We start from the raw sequence: 16,927 nt of genomic DNA on the forward strand, positions 1-16,927 counted from the left end.
CACTCCACCTGACGACGAGGAATCGAGACGCCCTTCGGGGCTCACGGAGGTTATTCCCTTGGCTGCTGCTCGCAACGCATCCACCCCCACCACCAACAAGAACGGACGCGGCCACTCCCGCCTCTCGTTCGCCAAGATCTCCGACACGCTGACGGTCCCCGACCTGCTCGCCCTGCAGACCGAGTCCTTCGACTGGCTCGTGGGCAACGAGGCCTGGAAGAAGCGCGTCGCCGACGGCAAGAAGTCCGGCCGCAAGGATCTGGCCGAGGCCAGCGGCCTCGAGGAGATCTTCGAGGAGATCTCCCCGATCGAGGACCTGAGCGAGACCATGCAGCTCTCGTTCACGAACCCCTACCTCGAGCCCGAGAAGTACTCCATCGAGGAGTGCAAGGAGCGCGGCAAGACCTACGCGGCCCCGCTCTACGTCGAGGCCGAGTTCATGAACCACCAGACCGGTGAGATCAAGACCCAGACGGTCTTCATGGGCGACTTCCCGCTGCAGACCGCCAAGGGCACGTTCATCATCAACGGCACGGAGCGCGTCGTCGTCTCGCAGCTGGTCCGCTCCCCGGGCGTCTACTTCGACAAGACCGCCGACAAGACCAGCGACAAGGACATCGTGTCCGCGCGCGTCATCCCGTCCCGCGGCGCCTGGCTCGAGTTCGAGATCGACAAGCGCGACCAGGTCGGCGTGCGCATCGACCGCAAGCGCAAGCAGTCCGTCACCGTCTTCCTCAAGGCGCTGGGCCTGACCAGCGAGGAGATCCTCGCAGAGTTCGCCGGCTTCGCCTCGATCGAGGAGACCCTCGCCAAGGACACGATCCTCACCAAGGAGGACGCGCTCCGCGACATCTACCGCAAGCTCCGTCCGGGCGAGCAGGTCGCCGCCGAGGCCGCCCGCGCGCTGCTGGACAACTTCTACTTCAACGCGAAGCGCTACGACCTCGCCAAGGTCGGCCGTTACAAGATCAACCAGAAGCTGGGTCTCGACCTGCCGCTGGACGAGTCGGTGCTCACGGTCAAGGACATCGTCGAGACCATCAAGTACCTGGTGCGCATTCACGCCGGCGTCGAGACCTTCGAGGGCATCCGCGGTGGCAAGAAGGCGGAGATCCGTCTCGCGACCGACGACATCGACAACTTCGGCAACCGTCGCATCCGCGCGGTCGGCGAGCTCATCCAGAACCAGGTCCGCACCGGTCTGTCCCGCATGGAGCGCGTCGTCCGCGAGCGCATGACCACGCAGGACATCGAGGCGATCACCCCGCAGACCCTGATCAACGTGCGCCCCGTCGTCGCCGCGATCAAGGAGTTCTTCGGCACCTCGCAGCTGTCGCAGTTCATGGACCAGAACAACCCGCTCGCGGGTCTGACCCACAAGCGCCGCCTCTCGGCCCTCGGCCCCGGTGGCCTCAGCCGCGACCGCGCCGGCGTCGAGGTGCGCGACGTGCACCCCTCGCACTACGGCCGCATGTGCCCGATCGAGACCCCGGAAGGCCCGAACATCGGCCTGATCGGCTCGCTCGCCACGTTCGCGCGGATCAACTCGTTCGGTTTCATCGAGACCCCGTACCGCAAGGTCGAGGACGGCAAGGTCACCGAGCACATCGACTACCTGACCGCCGCCGAGGAGGTCGACTTCAACATCGCGCAGGCGAACGCCCCGCTCGATGCCGAGGGTCGCTTCACCGAGGCGCACGTGCTGGCGCGCCCGAAGGGCGGATCCGGCGAGGTCGACATGTTCCTGCCCGCCGAGATCGGCTACATCGACGTCTCGCCGCGCCAGATGGTGTCGGTCGCGACCTCGCTCGTGCCCTTCCTCGAGCACGACGACGCGCAGCGCGCGCTCATGGGCGCCAACATGCAGCGCCAGGCCGTGCCGCTGCTCCGTTCCGAGTCGCCGTTCGTCGGCACCGGTATGGAGGGCTACGCCGCCATCGACGCGGGAGACGTGATCACCGCCGACAAGGCCGGTGTGGTCTCCGAGGTCTCCGCCGACCGCGTCGTGGTCATGCTCGACGAGGGCGGCACGCAGGAGTACTACCTGCGCAAGTTCGACCGCTCGAACCACGGCACCTCCTACAACCAGAAGGTCGTCGTCTCCGCCGGTGAGCGGGTCGAGGTCGGCGAGGTCATCGCCGACGGCCCCGCCACGGAGAACGGCGAGCTCGCGCTCGGCAAGAACCTCCTCGTCGCGTTCATGACGTGGGAGGGTCACAACTTCGAGGACGCGATCATCCTCAGCCAGGACCTGGTGAAGGACGACACCCTCTCCTCGATCCACATCGAGGAGTACGAGGTCGACTCGCGCGACACGAAGCTCGGCAAGGAGGAGATCACCCGTGACCTCCCCAACGTCAGCCCTGAGCTGCTGAAGGACCTGGACGAGCGCGGCATCATCCGCATCGGCGCCGAGGTCCGCCCCGGCGACATCCTCGTCGGCAAGGTCACGCCGAAGGGCGAGACCGAGCTGAGCGCCGAGGAGCGCCTGCTCCGCGCGATCTTCAACGAGAAGAGCCGCGAGGTCCGCGACACCTCCCTGAAGGTGCCGCACGGCGAGCAGGGCACCGTCATCGCGGTCAAGGAGTTCAACGCCGAGGACGGCGACGACGAGCTCGGCTCCGGCGTCAACCGCCGCGTCGTGGTCTTCATCGCCCAGAAGCGCAAGATCACCGAGGGCGACAAGCTCGCCGGCCGCCACGGCAACAAGGGTGTCATCGCGAAGATCCTGCCCGTCGAGGACATGCCTTTCCTCTCCGACGGCACCCCGGTCGACGTCATCCTGAACCCGCTCGGCATCCCGGGCCGCATGAACTTCGGCCAGGTGCTGGAGACCCACCTCGGGTGGATCGCCAAGCAGGGCTGGAAGATCGAGGGCAACCCGGAGTGGGCCGCGCAGCTGCCCGAGGAGGCGTTCGACGTCGCCCCCGGCACCAAGGTTGCGACCCCGGTGTTCGACGGCGCTCACCAGGAGGAGATCGAAGGTCTCCTCGACTCGACGCTGCCGACCCGTGACGGCGTGCGCCTGATCGACTCGTCCGGCAAGACCACCCTGTTCGACGGCCGCTCCGGCGAGCCGTTCCCGGGGCAGATCTCCGTGGGCTACATGTACATCCTGAAGCTCCACCACCTGGTCGACGACAAGATCCACGCGCGCTCGACGGGCCCCTACTCGATGATCACCCAGCAGCCGCTCGGCGGTAAGGCCCAGTTCGGTGGCCAGCGCTTCGGTGAGATGGAGGTGTGGGCGCTCGAGGCCTACGGCGCCGCGTACGCGCTGCAGGAGCTCCTCACGATCAAGTCCGACGACATCCTCGGCCGCGTCAAGGTGTACGAGGCGATCGTCAAGGGCGAGAACATCCAGGAGCCGGGTATCCCGGAGTCGTTCAAGGTGCTCATGAAGGAGATGCAGTCGCTCTGCCTGAACGTCGAGGTCCTCTCGGCAGACGGCACGGCGGTCAACCTCCGCGACACCGATGACGAGGCCTTCCGCGCCGCCGAGGAGCTGGGGATCAACATCTCCAGTCGCTTCGAGTCCGCATCCATCGACGAGATCTGAGCATTCGGGGGATCCGGATCCGTTCCTGATCCCCCGAGGCCCTGACTTTTTCTTAAGAGAATTTCGACACAGGAGAACTAGTGCTCGACGCAACAACCTTCGATGAGCTTCGCATCGGCCTCGCCACCGCAGACGACATCCGCAAGTGGTCGTACGGTGAGGTCAAGAAGCCCGAGACCATCAACTACCGCACGCTGAAGCCGGAGAAGGACGGCCTCTTCGGCGAGCAGATCTTCGGCCCCTCCCGCGACTGGGAGTGCGCCTGCGGCAAGTACAAGCGTGTCCGCTTCAAGGGCATCGTCTGCGAGCGCTGCGGCGTGGAGGTCACCAAGAGCTCCGTCCGTCGTGAGCGCATGGGCCACATCGAGCTCGCCGCACCCGTCACCCACATCTGGTACTTCAAGGGCGTGCCCTCGCGCCTCGGCTACCTGCTGGACATGGCGCCGAAGGACCTCGAGAAGGTCATCTACTTCGCCGCGTACATGGTCATCTCGGTCGACGAGGACGCGCGTCACCGCGACCTGGCGACCCAGGAGAACAACATCCGCCTCGAGCTGAAGACGCTCGGCGACCGCCGCGACGCCAAGATCGCGGAGCGCCTGGCCAAGCTGGAGGAGGAGCTCGCGGCCCTCGAGGCCGAGGGTGCCAAGGCCGACGCCAAGAAGAAGGTCAAGGACGCCGCCGAGAAGGAGATGTCCCTGATCCGCAAGGGCGCTGACGAGGCGATCGTCAAGCTCGAGCGCGTGTGGGAGGACTTCCGCACCCTCGAGGTCGGAGCCCTGCGTCCTGAGGACGACGTGTTCCACGAGCTGCAGGACCGGTTCGGCCAGTACTTCGAGGCGCACATGGGCGCCGAGGCGATCCAGCGTCGCCTCGCGGCCTTCGACCTCGCCGCCGAGTCGGAGAAGCTGCACCTGCAGATCTCCGAGGGCAAGGGTCAGCGCAAGATCCGCGCGATCAAGCGCCTCAAGGTCGTGAACTCGTTCCTGGAGACCGGCATGAGCCCGGCCGCCATGGTGCTCGACGTCGTGCCGGTGATCCCGCCGGAGCTGCGCCCGATGGTGCAGCTGGACGGTGGCCGCTTCGCGACCAGCGACCTGAACGACCTGTACCGCCGCGTGATCAACCGCAACAACCGTCTTCGTCGTCTGATCGACCTCGGCGCCCCCGAGATCATCGTCAACAACGAGAAGCGGATGCTGCAGGAGGCCGTCGACGCGCTGTTCGACAACGGCCGCCGCGGTCGTCCCGTCACCGGCACCGGCAACCGCGCCCTGAAGTCCCTCAGCGACATGCTGAAGGGCAAGCAGGGTCGCTTCCGCCAGAACCTGCTCGGCAAGCGCGTGGACTACTCGGGCCGTTCGGTCATCATCGTCGGCCCGCAGCTCAAGCTGCACCAGTGCGGTCTGCCGAAGACGATGGCGATCGAGCTGTTCAAGCCGTTCGTGATCAAGCGCCTGATCGACCTGGGGCACTCCCAGAACATCAAGGCGGCCAAGCGCGCCGTCGAGCGCATGCGCCCCGAGGTCTGGGACGTGCTCGAGGAGATCATCCGCGAGCGCCCCGTGCTGCTGAACCGCGCCCCCACGCTGCACCGCCTGGGCATCCAGGCCTTCGAGCCGCAGCTCGTCGAGGGCAAGGCCATCCAGCTGCACCCGCTCGTCTGCGCGGCGTTCAACGCCGACTTCGACGGTGACCAGATGGCGGTGCACCTGCCGCTGTCGGTCGAGGCCCAGGCCGAGGCCCGCGTGCTGATGCTCGCCTCGAACAACATCCTCAAGCCGTCCGACGGCCGCCCCGTCACCCTGCCCTCACAGGACATGATCATCGGCCTGCACCACCTGACCACGGTCAAGAGCGGTGCGCTCGGCGAGGGTCGTGCGTTCGGCTCCGTGGGCGAGGCGATCCTGGCCAAGGACGAGGGCACCCTCGACCTGCAGGCCAAGGTCCGCATCCGCATCCCGGGTCTGACCTTCCTCGAGGGCGAGGCCCCCGAGGGCTATGCGAGCCACGGCCTCGTGGACGCATCGCTCGGCCAGGCGATCTTCAACGACACCCTGCCCAAGGGCTACCCGTTCGTGCGCGAGGTCGCCGACAAGGGCAAGCTCTCGCAGATCGTCAACAAGCTCGCCGAGGAGTACCCGAAGGTCGAGACCGCCGCGTCCCTGGACCGCATCAAGGACGCCGGCTTCTACTGGGCCACGCGTTCGGGTGTGACCGTCGCGCTCAGTGACGTCATCACCCCGCCGAACAAGGCGGAGATCGTCGCGGGCTACGAGAAGCAGGCCGAGAAGATCCAGGCGCAGTACGACAAGGGTCTGACCACCGACGCCGAGCGTCGTCAGGAGCTCGTCGAGCTCTGGACGAAGGCGACCAACGAGGTCCAGGCCGAGATGCAGGCGAACTTCCCTGAGGACAACACCATCAACCGCATGGTGTCGTCGGGAGCGCGTGGTAACTGGCTGCAGATCCGTAACATCGCCGGTATGCGTGGTCTGGTGAACAACACCAAGGGTGAGTTCATCCCGCGTCCGATCATCTCCTCGTACCGCGAGGGCCTGTCGGTGGCGGAGTACTTCATCGCCACGCACGGTACCCGTAAGGGTCTCGCCGACACCGCTCTGCGTACGGCCGACTCGGGCTACCTGACCCGTCGTCTGGTCGACGTCTCGCAGGACGTCATCATCCGTGAGGACGACTGCGGCACGTCGAAGGGCCTGGAGCTGCCGATCGCCGCGCCGAACAGCGCCGGCGAGCTGGTGCGCGACGCGAACGTGGAGAACTCCGTGTTCGCCCGTACGCTCGCCTCCGACGTCGTGAACGCGGCCGGAGAGGTCGTCGCGACGGCCGGTGAGGACGTCGGCGACGTGCTCATCGACAAGCTCGTCGCGGCGGGCGTGGAGTCGATCAAGGTCCGCTCCGTGCTGACCTGCGATTCGGCTGTCGGCGTCTGCGCGCAGTGCTACGGCCGCTCGCTCGCCACCGGCAAGACGGTGGACATCGGCGAGGCTGTCGGCATCATCGCGGCCCAGTCGATCGGTGAGCCCGGTACCCAGCTGACGATGCGTACCTTCCACCTCGCTTCGGCCGGTGACATCACCCAGGGTCTGCCCCGTGTGCAGGAGCTCTTCGAGGCCCGTACCCCGAAGGGCGCCACCCCGATCGCCGAGGCCGACGGCCGCATCACGATCGAGGAGACCGACAAGTCGAAGAAGGTCATCCTCACGCCCGACAACGGCGACGAGGAAGTGGTCTACCCGGTGCTGAAGCGTGCGACGCTTCTCGTCGAGGACGGCCAGCACGTCTCGGTCGGCGACCCGCTGCAGGTCGGTACCCTCGACCCCAAGGAGGTCATGCGCGTCATGGGCGCCCGCGAGGTGCAGCGCTACCTCGTCAGCGGCGTGCAGGACGTGTACCGCTCCCAGGGTGTGCCGATCCACGACAAGCACATCGAGGTCATCGTGCGCCAGATGCTCCGGAAGGTCACCGTGGTCGACCACGGCGACACCGGTCTGCTGCCCGGTGAGATGCTCGACGCGCGTCGGTACCAGGACGTCAACCGTGCGACCGTGGCCGCGGGCAAGCGCCCCGCGTCCGGCCGTCCGGAGCTGATGGGTATCACGAAGGCGTCGCTCGCGACCGAGTCGTGGCTGTCGGCCGCGTCCTTCCAGGAGACGACCCGCGTGCTCACGCAGGCCGCCATGGAGGGCAAGAGCGACCCGCTGGTCGGCCTCAAGGAGAACGTCATCATCGGAAAACTGATCCCCGCGGGGACCGGCCTGCGCCGCTACCGCGACATCACGGTGGAGGCGACCGAGGAGGCCAAGAGCGAGCGCTACCCGAACCGGATCTTCGCATCCGACGGCGCGTACGCCGAGGGCGACTTCGGTTACGTCGACTTCGACGCGTTCTCGACCGACGACATCACCCCCGGCACCTACAACTGATTGAGGCGAGAGCCGAGCGAGCGTGCTCGCTCGGCCGAGCCGATTGAAGTCGCGACTCAACGGAGTGACGACTGATCGAATGACGAAGACCCCCGGATCCACATGGATCCGGGGGTCTTCGCGTTTCCGGATCCGGATGCGTCGATCAGTGGAAGATGCTCGCCACGATGCTCGACGTGTACCCGTTCGGGGAGAGGTTGGAGTACCGCGTGTCGATGAGCACGTCATCGCGCCAGAACAGGGTGCGCCCGTCGGTGACGGGGTACTTGGGATCCGCCCATTCCTTCTCGCAGCGCGTGCCCTTGTCCGGTGTGTAGCAGCTGAAGCCGTCGGTCTTGACGAGACCGTTCAGCGTGTCCAAGGCCTCACCGCGGTACTTGCGCGAGATCGTGGTGGTGATGTTCGTGGTGTCGGCCTTCGGATCCGCCCAGATGCAGATCAGGCTGCCGTCGGACTGGACGCCGCTCGGCCCGTACACGGGGGAGTTCAACGGGGTGTCGCCGAGCTGCGAGAGCACATCGGCGGACAGGATCGCCTTGCAGTCGGTCGGCAGGGCGATCGGCGTCGACGTCGGGCTGGGCGTGGGTGAGGCACTGGTGCCGGGGGAGGGGCTCTTCGTCGGGTGCGCCGGATCCGATCCGGCCGCGGTGCCGCCCGCGGAGGCGGACGGGCTCGAGGTCGTGCCAGGGGTCGTCGGGGTGCACGCGGCCAGCGCGGCGACGAGGGCGAGGGCGGCGAGGGCGACCGCGACGCTGCGTGTCTTCATGGCGTCAGGATAGGGCCAGGGCTTCGCGGGTCCGGGCGGCGCTCCGGAGTAGCCTGGGGAGACCTGCGGAGCGACTCCGCAGGGAAGGGGGCGGCATGGCCGAGCAGCGGGTGGTGATCCTGGGAGAGGCGTGGGTCGACGAGATCCGTGACCCGGGCGGGATGCGTGAGAGCGTGACCGGCGACGCCGTGGAGCTCGCGACGGCCCTGCGCGGCCACGGCCTCGTCGTGACCGTCGTGACGCCGCTCGGAGACGACGCCGACGGAGAACGGGTTCGCACCGCCCTGCATGATCGCGGGATCCGCCTCGTCCCCGTTCCCGCGCCCGAGGGCACCCTGCGCCGTTCGATTGTGCGGGACCGCGCAGGCGCCGAGATCGAGCTGCGCCGGGGCGACGGTGCGTTCCCCGACACGCGCCGGTCGCTGGCCGCGCAGACCGAGGCCGACGTGATCGTGGATCTCCGCGATCGTGCGATCACGACGGTCGCCGAGGCTCGCGACGAGGTGCTGGAGGCCCTTGGGCTTGCCGTCGCCGCGCCGGCGTCGCTCCCGCAGGAGTCGGTGCTGCGGGAGGGCGACGCGGTCGAGGAGGCGGCCGGTGCCGCATCGTCGGAGCAGGCCGAAGCGGCGGGTGGCCACGGGGCCTCCGGCGATGCGCACGCCGATGGTTCACCCGCCGATGCCTCGGCGGAGAATCCGGCGGGTGTCGAGGCTCCGGGGCGCCCGTTGCTCCTGCCCGCGCCGATCGTCGCGGGGACGTACCGTCACTCCCGGGTCCAGCTCCTGCCCGCGCCGCCCGCTGCGCACGCACCGGCGCCCGACTGGCGCGGCCTCGAGGCCCGGATCGCGCGCGTCGCGACCTGACCTCGCCGATGCTCCCGGGGGCCGGGTGATCGACCGCGGGTGCGCGTCGGCGGTGACCGGACGCGTGTGAGGCGCAGAGCCCGATCCGGTCAGCCGCGGGGTGCCCAGTGCGTCGGCGGGTGCGTGCGGCGTACGAGTCCCCGCAGCGCTTCGAGGGAGGCATCGGCGCCGAACGCCCCGGCCGCGCGCGCCTGTACGAGCACGTTCCCGAGAGCGGTGGCCTCTACGGGGCCGGCCAGCACCGGAAGCCTCGTGCGGTCGGCCGTCGCCTGGCAGAGAAGCTGATTGAGGGACCCGCCCCCGATGAGGTCGATCGCCTCGATCGCCGTGCCGCTGAGCGCGGATGCCGTCGATACGGCGTCCGCGAACGCCTGCGCGATCGATTCGACGATCATGCGCACGAACTCCGCCCGTTCGGATGGCGGCTCCGCTCCCGTCGCACGCACGACTGCCGCAATGCACGCGGGCATGTCGCCCGGACTGCTCAGCGACGGGTCGTTGGCGTCGAACAGCGGCACCTCCGGACCCGCGGCGGCGGCGTCGAGCAGCGCGGGCAGATCGATCGGCGCGCCGTCTTCGCCCTCCCAGGAGCGCACGGTCTCGCTGAGCAGCCACAGTCCTGTGACGTTGTGCAGGAAGCGGATCCGCCCGTCGACGCCGAGCTCGTGCGTGAAACCGGCATCGCGTGCGGCGTCGGTGAGCACCGGCTCGGTGGTTTCGAGCCCGACCAGCCCCCAGGTGCCGCAGGAGATGTACGCCGTGGATGGGGAGGCGAGGGGCGCGGCGGCGACCGCCGAGGCGGTGTCGTGCGAGCCGACCGCGACGACGGGCAGATCCGCGCCGATCCGCGCGGCGATGGCGGGGAGCAACCGTCCGATCCGCGCGCCAGGATCGACCAGCGGCGGCAGCAGCGCCGGACGGATGCCGATCCCTTCCGCGAGCGCGAGATCCCACTCCCGGCCGTGCACGCCGAGCAGCCCCGTCGTGGAGGCGTTCGTCCGCTCGGCGACCCTGGCGCCCGTCAGACGATGCGCGAGGAGGTCGGGGATGAGCAGCAGGGTCTCCGCCTCGGCGGCGCGCTCGTCGGCGGCGAGCTGGTACAGGGAGGTGAAGGGGAGGAACTGAAGGCCGTTGCGGGGGTACAGCTCGGCGAACGGCACGCGCGCGTGCACGAGGTCGGCCCCGCGCGCGCCGCGCTCGTCGCGATAGTGGAACGGCTCGGCCAGCAGCGCGTCGCCGCGCAGCAGGCCATAATCGACCGCCCAGGTGTCGATGCCGATGCTCTCGATCGCGGGCTCGCGACGTACCGCTTCGGCGAGACCCGCGATGACATGATCCACGAGCACCTCGAAGTCCCAGTGCAGACCGTCCGCGCGCCGCACGGGCCCGTTCGGGAAGCGCGCGACCTGCTCGAGCTCGAGCACGTCCGTCCCGACGCGGCCGATCATCACCCGCCCGCTGGTGGCCCCGAGATCGACCGCGGCGAAGGCGCGCGGGCGGTGCGCGGCGTTCACAGGGCCGGCCCCTGCACTCGACGAGCCGTGCGCGTCCGCAGGCCGCGGACGAGCTGCGACGCGGTCATCGCAGGAACGCGGCCGCGACGCCGGAGTCGACGGGGATGTGCAGGCCGGTGGTGCGGCTGAGCTCGGGGCCGGTGAGCACGTAGACGGCGTCCGCGACGTTCTCCGGAACGACCTCGCGCTTGAGGATCGTGCGGTTGGCGTAGAACTGACCGAGGTCCTCCTCGGCGACGCCGTAGGTGGCGGCCCGGTTCGCGCCCCACCCGGAGGCGAAGATGCCGGATCCGCGCACCACGCCGTCGGGGTTGATGCCGTTCACCCGCACGCCGTGCTCGCCGAGCTCGACCGCCAGCAGTCGCACCTGGTGGGCCTGGTCGGCCTTCGTTGCGGAGTAGGCGATGTTGTTGGGGCCGGCGAACACGCTGTTCTTGGAGGAGATGTAGACGATGTCTCCACCGAGCTTCTGATCGATGAGGATCTTCGCGGCGGCCTGCGAGACGAGGAAGGATCCCTTCGCCATCACGTCGTGCTGCAGATCCCAGTCCTTCTCCGTGGTCTCCAGCAGCGGCTTGGAGAGCGAGAGTCCCGCATTGTTGACGACGAGGTCGACGCCGCCGAACGCGAGCACGGCCTCGTCGAGAGCGGCCCGCACGGCGTCGGCGTCGGCGACGTTCGCCGCGACGCCGATCGCGACGTCGGTGTTGCCGAGCTCGGCGGCCGCGGCCCGGGCCTTCTCGAGGTCGAGGTCGGCGACGACCACGCAGGCGCCCTCCGCCGCGAGACGGGTGGCGATGGCCTTGCCGATGCCGGACGCGGCTCCGGTCACGAACGCGATCCGGCCCTGGTGGGACTTCGGCTTCGGCATCCGCTGCAGCTTGGCCTCCTCGAGCGCCCAGTACTCGATGCGGAACTTCTCCGCGTCGGAGATGGGGGAGTACGTCGACAGCGCCTCGGCGCCGCGCATCACGTTGATCGCGTTGACGTAGAACTCGCCGGCCACCCGCGCGGTCTGCTTGTTCGCGCCGTAGGAGAACATGCCCACACCGGGGACGAGCACGATGAGCGGGTCCGCGCCCCGGATCGCGGGCGAGGAGGCGGTCGCGTGCGCGTCGTAGTAGGCCTGGTAGTCCGCGCGGTACGCGGCGTGCAGTTCGTGCAGGCGTGCGATCTGCTCCGCGGCAGTGGCGGTCGCGGGAAGGTCGAGGATGAGCGGCTTCACCTTGGTGCGCAGGAAGTGGTCGGGGCAGCTGGTGCCGAGCGCGGCGAGGGCCGGCGCCTTCTCGGAGGCGAGGAAGTCGAGCACCGCCTCGGCGTCGGTGAAGTGGCCGACCATGGGCCTGTCGGTCGAGGCGATGCCGCGGATCGTGCCGGCGAGGGCGGCGGCGCGCTCGCGGCGCTCGTGTTCGGGAAGCGCCTCGAACCCGGCCCGGACGCCGCCGAACGGCTCCGCCTTGCCGTGCTCGGCGATGTGGGCGGCGGCGGTCTCGATGATCCAGAGCGAGTTCGCCTCGGCCTCCTCGGACGTGTCGCCCCACGCGGTGATGCCGTGCCCGCCCAGGATGCAGCCGATCGCGTCGGGGTTCTCGGCCTTGATCCGTGCGATGTCCAGGCCGAGCTGGAATCCAGGGCGCCGCCACGGCACCCACGCGACACGCTGTCGCCCTGCAACATCGCCGAAGATCTCCGCGGTCAGCGCCTCCCCATCGGCCGCGGTCGCGATCGCGATGCCGCTGTCGGGGTGCAGATGGTCCACGTGCACGGCGTCGACGAGCCCGTGCATCGCGGTGTCGATCGACGGGGCCGCCCCGCCCCTGCCGTGCAGGCAGTAGTCGAACGCGGCGACCATCTCGTCCTCGCGCTCAACGCCGGGGTACACATCCTGCAGTGCACGCAGGCGGTCCAGGCGCAGCACGGCCAGGCCCTGCTCGGTGAGGGTGCCCAGGTCGCCGCCCGAGCCCTTCACCCACAGGAGCTCGACGGGCTGCCCCGTGACGGGATCCGTGTCGGTGCCCTTCGCGGAGGTGTTCCCACCCGCGTAGTTCGTGTTCTTCGGGTCGGCGCCCAGGCGGTTGCTGCGCTCGATGAGTGCGGCGGCGGTGGGGGTGGTCATGTCGGTTCCTTGGTAGCGGTGATCGTTCGGGATGCAGCGGGGGAGGGTGCGCTCAGGCGCCCCAGCCGGCCTGGGCGCCGCCGACGCGTTCGGCGGCGATCTTCTCGAGATAGCCCGAGGCTCCGAAGGCCGCCATCGGGTCTGCGGGCAGGCCGCGGTCTTCGCGCCAGGCGGCGAGGGCAGGACGGACGTCCGTGTAGAACGCGTCCATGAGCACGGCGTTCGCGGCCAGCACGTCGTTCGCGCGCTGGGCTTCGGCCAGCGCCTCGCGGTCGATCAGCAGGGCGCGTGCCGTCATCTCCTGCACGTTCAGCACCGAGCGGATCTGTCCGGGGATCTTCGCCTCGATGTTGTGGCACTGGTCGAGCATGAACGCGACGTCGGGGTTGTTCAGGCCACCGCCGCGGATCACCTCGGCGAGGATGCGGAACAGCTGGAACGGATCCGCCGCCCCTACGATGAGGTCGTCGTCGGCGTAGAAGCGCGAGTTGAAATCGAACGAGCCGAGCTTGCCGAGGCGCAGCAGCTGCATCACGATGAACTCGATGTTGGTGCCGGGGGCGTGGTGCCCGGTGTCCAGGCACACCATCGCCCGCTCGCCGAGGGCGGACACCTGCGCGTAGCTGGTCCCCCAGTCGGGCACGTCGGTGTGGTAGAACGACGGCTCGAAGAACTTGTACTCCAGGACCAGACGCTGCTCGGCGCCGAGCCGCGCGTAGATCTGCTGCAGCGAATCCTGCAGGCGGTCCTGCCGGGAGCGCATGTCGTTCTGGCCGGGGTAGTTGGATCCCTCGGCGAGCCAGATCTTCAGATCCCGGGATCCGGCCGCGTGCATCACGTCGATGCAGGCGAGGTGGTGGTCGATCGCCTTCTGCCGGATCCGGTCGTCCTCGTGCGCGAGGGCGCCGAACTTGTAGTCCTCGTCCTGGAACGTGTTGGAGTTGACCGTGCCCAGGGCGACGCCGTGGTCCTCCGCGTGCCGACGCAGGTCCTCGAACGAGTCCACCAGATCCCACGGGATGTGCAGGGCCACGGTCGGCGCGAGCGCCGTGTGCGCGTGCACCTGGGCGGCGTCGGCGATCTTCTCGAACGGGTCGCGCGGCGTGCCCGGGGTGCCGAACACGCGGAAGCGGGTGCCGGAGTTGCCGAACGCCCAGCTGGGCAGCTCGATCGCCTGCTTCTCGAGTTCGGCGAGGATCACTGGGGAGAGCGTGGTCATGATGCGGTGCTTTCTTCGATGCGGGTGGCGCGGAGGGTGTGCGTGCCAGGGGTGAGCTCGGTGGGTCCTTCCAGGATCCAGCCCGGGGCAAGGGCGATGTCGGCCGTGACTCCGAACGGGACCTCGACCGTGAGATCTGCGCCGGCGGCGTCGCGCCGCCAGTCCACCGCGATCCGCCCGGCGGGGGCGTCCACGTGCGCCCGGCAGTGATCGAGTACGCCGTCGAGGTCGGGGGCGATGCGGGTGCGGCGATACCCGGGCTCGATGAGCTCGATCCCCGCGACGCGGCGCATCATCCAGTCGACGACGCAGCCGAAGGCGTAGTGGTTCATCGACATCCGCTCGACCGTGCCGTCCTCGTGCACGGCTTTCCACGCCTCCCAGATGGTGGTGGCGCCGTGGTCGACCTCGTACAGCCAGGAGGGTGCCGTGTCCTGCACCAGCAGTGCCCGTGCGAGGTCGGCGTGCCCCTCGTCCCACAGCACGTCGAGCAGGAACGGGACGGAGACGAAGCCGGTGTCCAGATGTACCCCCGCCTCGTGCACGAGCTCGACGAGCCGGGCGACGACGCGCGGGCGGAGGTCATCGGGCACGGCGTCGAACGCGAGGGCGAGCACGGCGATGCCCTGCATGTCCGGCCCGATCCGGCCGTCGTCGCCCACGTACTCGGCGGCGAAGGCGGCGCGCACCGCCGCCGCGTGCTCACGCGCCTGCGCGGCGGTCGCGGCATCTCCGAGCGCCTCGGCCGAGGCGGCGTACAGATCCAGGGAGCGGATCTGGAACAGCGGCCCCGTGAGTTCGGCCGTCAGCTGCGGTGCGAGCATGATGGCCGCGAACTCATCGAGGCCTTCCGACTCGGGACGGGATCCGTCCAGGGTCGACGGCGCGAGCCAGTCGCCGAAGTTCATGCGCCCGTTCCAGAGCAGCCGCTGCCGGGCCAGGCGCTCCGCGGAGAGCGTCGCCGGATCCAGGTGCGCCGGCAGCGCGGCGGCGGCGTCGGCCGTCTGGTGCTCCACCCAGGCGCGCATCGCGTCGATGTTGTCGCGCAGGAAGCGAGGATCCCCGTAATGGCGGTACAGCTCCCAGGGGGCGATCGTGATCGCGTCGCTCCAGCCGGCCGAGTCGCTGATGTCGCCCACGCCGTCGCCCAGGAGGCCCGGAGCGTCCAGTGCAGGAGGCATCGGCACGATGATCGGCACGATGCCGTCGTGAGCAGCCTGGTCGACGCGGACGTTGCGCAGCCAGCGGTCGAGGAACGAGGCGACGCCCATGAGGGTCGCCGCGGTCGGCGTGAAGATCTGCAGGTCGCCGGTCCATCCGGCGCGCTCGCGCTGCGGGCAGTCGGTCGGCACCGCGAGAAAGTTGGAGCGCTGCGACCACACGGTGTTCTGCACCAGGCGATCGAGGCGCGGGTGGGACGACGAGAACGAGGCGGTCTGATCGAGGTCGTTGGCGATGACGACGGCCGTGAAGTCCTCGGGCAGAGGCGTGCTGGGGTATCCGATCAGCTTGACGTAGCGGAACCCGTGGAAGGTGAGCAGCGGCTCCCATTCCTCGCCGTCCGGGTGGCCGGCCAGCACGTACTCGTCGGCCTGGTCCTTGTTCACCCCGATGATGTTGTCGAGGAAGTTGCCCTCCGCATCGACCACCTCGGCATGCTCGAGGCGGACAACGGTGCCGCGCTCGCCGCGGACCCGCATGCGCACCCGGCCGGCCATGACCTGGCCGAAGTCGATCACGGTCTCGCCCGTGGGAGTGGTCAGCACGCGCTGCGCCGGGAGCTCGCGCACGCGGCGGATCGGCTCGCCCACGAAGGGCACCAGAGGCACGGCGACGGGGACGAGCGCGCACGGCGTCCACGTCCCGACGAGCTCGGCACCGGCCGGCGGGGCGTCCCAGCCGGGCATCTCCGCGCGGGCGTCGTGGCGCTCGCCGATGAAGATGTCCGACCAGTCGATCGGGCCGCGCGAGCTGCGCACCGACGCATCCGGGCGGATCACGCGCCGGGTGCCGTCGGGGAGGTCGATCTCCAGCCGCCAGGTGGCGCGGAGGATGTCGCCGTACTGGGCGCTGCGCCCGAGGATGGAGATCCGCCCGGCGTACCAGCCGTCGCCCAGGATCACGCCGAGCACGTTGGCGCCTTCGCCCAGCAGCGAGGTGACATCGTGCGTCATCACGGAGATCTCGTGCTGATAGCTCTCGTAGCCCGGTGCCAGCAGCCCGTCCCCGACCGGCCGGCCGTTGAGCGACGGCTGGTGCACGCCCTGGCTGCTGATCCGCAGACGTGCCGACACCGGCGCGGCGGGCAGATCGAACTCCTGACGCAGATGCCGTGGCGGGTGCAGGCGCTCGCCGGGCGGGGTCGCATCCTCGGCAGGGGCGAACGTCTCCGGACCGATCGCGAGCGGCCCCTCGGCGAGCACGCGCTCCTGCTCGGGCTCGGCCCACGGCGCATCCCACTCCGCGAGGCCGATGCCGAAGCCGGCGGACGCTTCGACCACGCCGCCGCCGGCATCGCGCACGGTGAGCTGCCAGCGGTAGTCCGCGCCCGGGGTGCCCGCGAAGTCGACGGGTTCGAGCGCGGTCGCGTCCGAGTCGATCCATCCGGAGTCATGCGCGAGCTCGCCGTCGGCGGACGTGATGCGGATCCGGTGCGCGCGGGGCGCGGAACCCGCATCCTCCGCACGCACCCGCCAGGTGAGCCGCGGGGCGGCGCGGCGCAGTGCGAGCGGGTTCTCGAGGTGATCTGCGCGGAGGTCGGAGAGGACGAGTGGCATCGACGGGGCTCCTTTGCTCTGAATCGATTCAAAACGCTGAATTTGACGATACGACCTCGCCACCGAGTCGTCAAGCTACCCATATCCGCGCCGAGAACGCCCCTGCGAATCGGATCCGGTGTCGGGCTTGTGAATCGATTCAAAGCTTGCTAGCGTGCAAGCACCC

Annotated in this window: 8 protein-coding genes; 3 read left to right on the plus strand and 5 right to left on the minus strand. The window is 69.3% G+C overall.

Annotated elements, in window-relative coordinates:
• Window positions 1–58: 58 nt before the first annotated feature.
• Together rpoB and rpoC are read left to right on the plus strand one after the other, a co-directional pair.
• On the plus strand, window positions 59–3,559 hold the full coding sequence (gene rpoB / locus ACTJI8_RS19585; protein ID WP_440735112.1) for a DNA-directed RNA polymerase subunit beta: 3,501 nt from the start codon (window positions 59–61) through the stop codon (window positions 3,557–3,559).
• Between the two features lie 80 nt (window positions 3,560–3,639).
• The gene (gene rpoC, locus ACTJI8_RS19590) at window positions 3,640–7,506 is read left to right on the plus strand and encodes a DNA-directed RNA polymerase subunit beta' (RefSeq protein WP_440735113.1); all 3,867 of its coding nucleotides are present in this window, start codon (window positions 3,640–3,642) and stop codon (window positions 7,504–7,506) included.
• Between the two features lie 145 nt (window positions 7,507–7,651).
• Here the strand turns inward: rpoC and ACTJI8_RS19595 are convergent, their stop codons facing one another.
• Entirely contained in the window at window positions 7,652–8,272 is a 621-nt protein-coding gene (locus ACTJI8_RS19595) for a hypothetical protein (protein WP_440735114.1), read from the minus strand.
• A gap of 95 nt (window positions 8,273–8,367) precedes the next feature.
• Between ACTJI8_RS19595 and ACTJI8_RS19600 the strand changes: the two genes are divergently transcribed.
• Entirely contained in the window at window positions 8,368–9,135 is a 768-nt protein-coding gene (locus tag ACTJI8_RS19600) for a hypothetical protein (protein WP_440735115.1), read from the plus strand.
• 89 nt (window positions 9,136–9,224) lie between these two features.
• On the opposite strand, the gene ACTJI8_RS19605 is transcribed toward ACTJI8_RS19600, so the two are convergent.
• The 4 genes from ACTJI8_RS19605 to ACTJI8_RS19620 form a co-directional block, all read right to left on the minus strand.
• Complete coding sequence (locus tag ACTJI8_RS19605) at window positions 9,225–10,649, minus strand: rhamnulokinase (RefSeq protein WP_440735116.1); 1,425 nt, start codon at window positions 10,647–10,649, stop codon at window positions 9,225–9,227.
• Window positions 10,650–10,713: 64 nt separating this feature from the next.
• On the minus strand, window positions 10,714–12,765 hold the full coding sequence (locus ACTJI8_RS19610; RefSeq protein WP_440735117.1) for a bifunctional aldolase/short-chain dehydrogenase: 2,052 nt from the start codon (window positions 12,763–12,765) through the stop codon (window positions 10,714–10,716).
• A gap of 52 nt (window positions 12,766–12,817) precedes the next feature.
• Entirely contained in the window at window positions 12,818–13,984 is a 1,167-nt protein-coding gene (rhaI, locus tag ACTJI8_RS19615; protein ID WP_440735118.1) for an L-rhamnose isomerase, read from the minus strand.
• Entirely contained in the window at window positions 13,981–16,761 is a 2,781-nt protein-coding gene (locus tag ACTJI8_RS19620) for a family 78 glycoside hydrolase catalytic domain (RefSeq protein WP_440735119.1), read from the minus strand. Before ACTJI8_RS19620 ends, rhaI begins: the two co-directional genes overlap by 4 nt.
• Between the last annotated feature and the right edge of the window lie 166 nt (window positions 16,762–16,927).

This window comes from Microbacterium sp. 22303 (assembly GCF_052045265.1).
Lineage (GTDB): Bacteria > Actinomycetota > Actinomycetes > Actinomycetales > Microbacteriaceae > Microbacterium.

Bases quoted from the DNA above. Each gene is read 5' to 3' on its own strand.
- ACTJI8_RS19595 (WP_440735114.1), bottom strand. From the start codon at position 8,272: ATGAAGACACGCAGCGTCGCGGTCGCCCTCGCCGCCCTCGCCCTCGTC.
- ACTJI8_RS19600 (WP_440735115.1), top strand. From the start codon at position 8,368: ATGGCCGAGCAGCGGGTGGTGATCCTGGGAGAGGCGTGGGTCGACGAG.
- ACTJI8_RS19610 (WP_440735117.1), bottom strand. From the start codon at position 12,765: ATGACCACCCCCACCGCCGCCGCACTCATCGAGCGCAGCAACCGCCTG.
- rhaI (WP_440735118.1), bottom strand. From the start codon at position 13,984: ATGACCACGCTCTCCCCAGTGATCCTCGCCGAACTCGAGAAGCAGGCG.
- ACTJI8_RS19620 (WP_440735119.1), bottom strand. From the start codon at position 16,761: ATGCCACTCGTCCTCTCCGACCTCCGCGCAGATCACCTCGAGAACCCG.